At 72.6% G+C, this 3,768-nt stretch carries 1 protein-coding gene; it reads left to right on the forward strand.

Features of this window, described 5'->3' with window-relative positions:
- Positions 1–3,768, forward strand: a 3,768-nt coding sequence (locus K8638_RS43955) for a non-ribosomal peptide synthetase (protein ID WP_223760770.1), incomplete at both ends; no start/stop codon positions are given.

Below are 3,768 nucleotides of genomic sequence, written 5' to 3' on the forward strand. Positions count from 1 at the left end.
CGAGCTGGGCGAAATCGAGTCCGCCCTGGAGGCCCTCCCCGGCGTCCGACGCGCCGTCGTGCTCGCTCGCGAGGACGCCCCGGGCAGCCCGCGCCTCATCGCCTACCTCGTCACCGACGCGGCCTCCCCCATCGACACCGCCTCCCTTCGCACCTCCCTCCTGCGCTCCCTGCCCGAGTACATGGTGCCCTCCGCCTTCGTCTTCCTGGAGGCGCTGCCCCTCAACACCCACGGCAAGGTCGACCGCAACGCCCTGCCCGCGCCCGGTACGGCGCCCGAGGCCGGCGCCGGCTACGTGGCCCCCCGCACGGCCACCGAGGAGAAGCTCGCGGCCATCTGGGCCGAGGTGCTCCATCTGGAGCGGGTGAGCATCCAGGAAGACTTCTTCGCCCTGGGTGGCCACTCGCTCATGGCCACGCAGGTGGTGTCCCGCGTGCGCCGGGCCTTCGAGGTGGAGCTGCCCGTGCGCGCCCTCTTCGAAGCACCCACCATCGCCGCGCTCGCGCTCCGGGTGGAGTCCGCGCGGCCCGCGGCGGGCGAGCAGGTCCCTCCGCTGGTGCCCGTGCCGCGCACCGGCCCACTGCCGCTGTCCTTCGCCCAGCAGCGACTGTGGTTCCTCGACAGGCTCCAGCCGGGCAGCGCCTTCTACAACATTCCCTTCGCCGTGCGGATTGACGGCGAGCTGCACAGGGAAGCCCTCACGCGCGCGCTCCAGGAGCTCGTCCGCCGCCACGAGGCGCTGCGCACCAGCTTCCATGGCCAGGAGGATGGAGAGGCCGTGCAGGTCGTCCATCCGGACGTGGAGCTGGCGCTGCCGCTGGTGGACCTGGGCGAGGTGCCCGAGTCCCAGCGCGACGCGGAGGCCCGGCGCCTGGCCTTCGCGGAGGCGCAGAAGCCCTTCGACCTGACGCGGGCCCCGCTGCTGCGCGCCACCCTGGTGCGGCTGACGGAGCAGCGCCACGTGCTGCTGGTCACCGTCCACCACATCGTCTCGGACGGCTGGTCCAACGGCATCCTCATGCGGGAGGTGGGCACGCTCTACCCGGCCTTCGCGCGGGGCCTGCCGTCTCCGCTGCCGCCGCTGGCGCTCCAGTACGCCGACTACGCGACCTGGCAGCGCGGCTGGCTGAAGGACGACGCGCTGGAGCGGCAGGTGGCATGGTGGCGGAACCAGCTCGCGGGCGTGCCGCATGCGCTGGAGCTGCCCACCGACCGGCCGCGCCCGCCCGTGCAGACGGACCATGGCGCCGCCGTCCCGGTGCGCCTGGGCCAGGAGCTCACCGCCGCGCTCCACGCCCTGTGCGAGCGCGAGGGCGTCACGCCCTTCATGGCCCTGCTGTCCGCCTTCCAGGTGCTGCTGTCGCGGTACTCCGGGCAGGACGACATCGTCGTGGGCTCGCCCATCGCCAACCGGCAGCGGACCGAGCTGGAAGGCCTCGTCGGCTTCTTCGTCAACACGCTGGCCCTGCGCGGACGGCTGGCCCCCCGGATGCGCTTCCGGGAGCTGCTCGCCCAGGTGAAGGAGACGACGCTCGGCGCATACGCCCACCAGGACGTCCCCTTCGAGAAGCTGGTGGACGAGCTGAAGCCGGAGCGCGACCTCAGCCGCTCGCCGCTGTTCCAGGTGATGCTGGCCCTGCAGAACACGCCGCGCCAGCCGGCCAGGGAGGGCGGCGCGAGCACGGTGCGCCCGCTGGACGTGGACAGCGGGACGGCCAAGTTCGACCTGTCGCTGCTGCTCGGTGACTTCGGGGACGACATCTCCGGCGTGCTCGAGTTCAACACCGACCTCTTCGACGCGGAGACGGTGCGGCGAATGGGCGGCCACCTGGTCCGGCTGCTGACGGCCGTGGTGGCCGACGCGAGCCAGCCCCTCTGGAGCCTGCCGCTGCTCGGAGAGGAGGAGCGGCACCACATCCTGGCGGGCTTCAATGACACCTCGCGCGAGCCGCACACGCCCGTGCTGGTGCACCGCCCCGTGGAGGCCCAGGCCGCGCGCACGCCGCACGCGGTGGCCGTCAGCGACGGCACGCGCTCGCTCACCTACGCGGAGCTGGAGGCGCGCGCCAACCAGATGGCGCACCACCTCATCGAGCTCGGTGTGCCCCCGGGCGGCACCGTCGGGCTGTGCCTGGACAAGAGCCTGGACATGACGGTCGCCGTGCTGGCCACGCTCAAGGCCGGCGCCGCCTACCTGCCGCTGGACCCCCACTACCCGGCCGAGCGGCTGGCCTTCATGCTGGAGGACGCGAAGGCCCCGGTGGTCCTCACGCAGTCCTACCTGCTGTCCGCGCTGCCGGAGGACCTGCGCTCGCGCCGCGTGTGCGTGGACACCCTGACGGACACCCTCGCGCGCCAGCCCTCCCATGCGCCGGACCGGGACGTCCCGCCCGAGGCCATCTGCTACTTCATCTACACCTCCGGCAGCACGGGCCGTCCGAAGGGCATCGTCATGCCCCACGGGGCGGTGAGCTACCTGCTGGCATGGCAGAACCCGCGCTCGGTGAACCCGTCGGGCGTCACCTTGCAGTTCGCGTCGCTCAACTTCGACGTGTCCTTCCAGGAGCTGTTCAGCACCTGGTGGATGGGCGGCACGGTGCTACTGCCCACGGGCGGCTTGCGCCAGGACATCCCCGCGCTGCTGGAGTTCATGGACCGGCACGCCGTGGAGCGGCTGTTCCTGCCATTCGTCGCGCTCCAGGCCATGGCGGACGCGGTCGCGCACGGCGCCACGCCGCCGCGCGCGCTCGTCGAGGTGGTGACGGCGGGCGAGCAACTCCAGGTGACACCAGCGCTGGTGGCCTTCTTCGAGAAGCTGCCCGGGTGCGTGCTGGAGAACCAGTACGGCCCGTCGGAGGCGCACGTCGTCTCCGCGTACCGCCTGCAAGGCCCTCCGTCCACGTGGCCGCGGCTGCCGTGCATCGGCTCGCCGCTGGCGCACACGCAACTGTACGTGCTGGACGCGTACGCGCAGCCCTGCCCGGTGGGCGTGGTGGGAGAGGTGTACGTCGGCGGCACGCACCTGGCGCACGGCTACCTGGACCGCCCGGACCTGACGGCGAAGGCCTTCGTGCCCAACCCGTTCAGCGCCGAGCCCGGGGCGCGGCTGTACCGCACCGGTGACGCGGCGAAGTGGAAGACGGACGGCACGCTGGAGTTCCTGGGCCGCCTCGACGGACAGGTGAAGGTCCGCGGCTTCCGCGTGGAGCTGGGCGAGGTGGAGTCCGTCCTCCGCGCCGCCCCCGGTGTGCGCGACACGGCCGCCGTGGTGCGGGAGGTCGTCCCCGGAGACAAGCGCCTGGTGGCGTACGTGGTGCCGGTGGCCAGCCCCGGCGGCGAAGCCCCGGCGCCGGACGCGGAGGACCTGCGCGCCTTCCTGCAGCAGCGCCTGCCCGAGTACATCGTGCCCTCCGCCTTCGTCATGCTGGAGGCCCTGCCGCTGACCCCCAGCGGAAAGCTGGCGCGCAACCTGCTGCCCGCCCCCGACGCGGCGAGCCTGCGGGGAGACCAGCCCTTCACGCTCCCTCGCACCCCACTGGAGGAGAAGCTGGCGGAGCTGTTCGCCAACATCCTGCGGCTGCCCCAGGTGAGCGTCACCGACAGCTTCTTCGAGATGGGTGGCCACTCGCTGCTCGCCACCCAGGTCATCTCCCGCATCCGCTCCGCGCTGGGCGTGGAGCTGCCCCTACGTGCCCTCTTCGAGGCCCCCACCGTCGCCGCGCTCGCCTCCCGCATCGAGTCCGTGGGTGGCGCCTCCTCGGCACTCCA

This window comes from Myxococcus sp. RHSTA-1-4 (assembly GCF_020037125.1).
Lineage (GTDB): Bacteria > Myxococcota > Myxococcia > Myxococcales > Myxococcaceae > Myxococcus.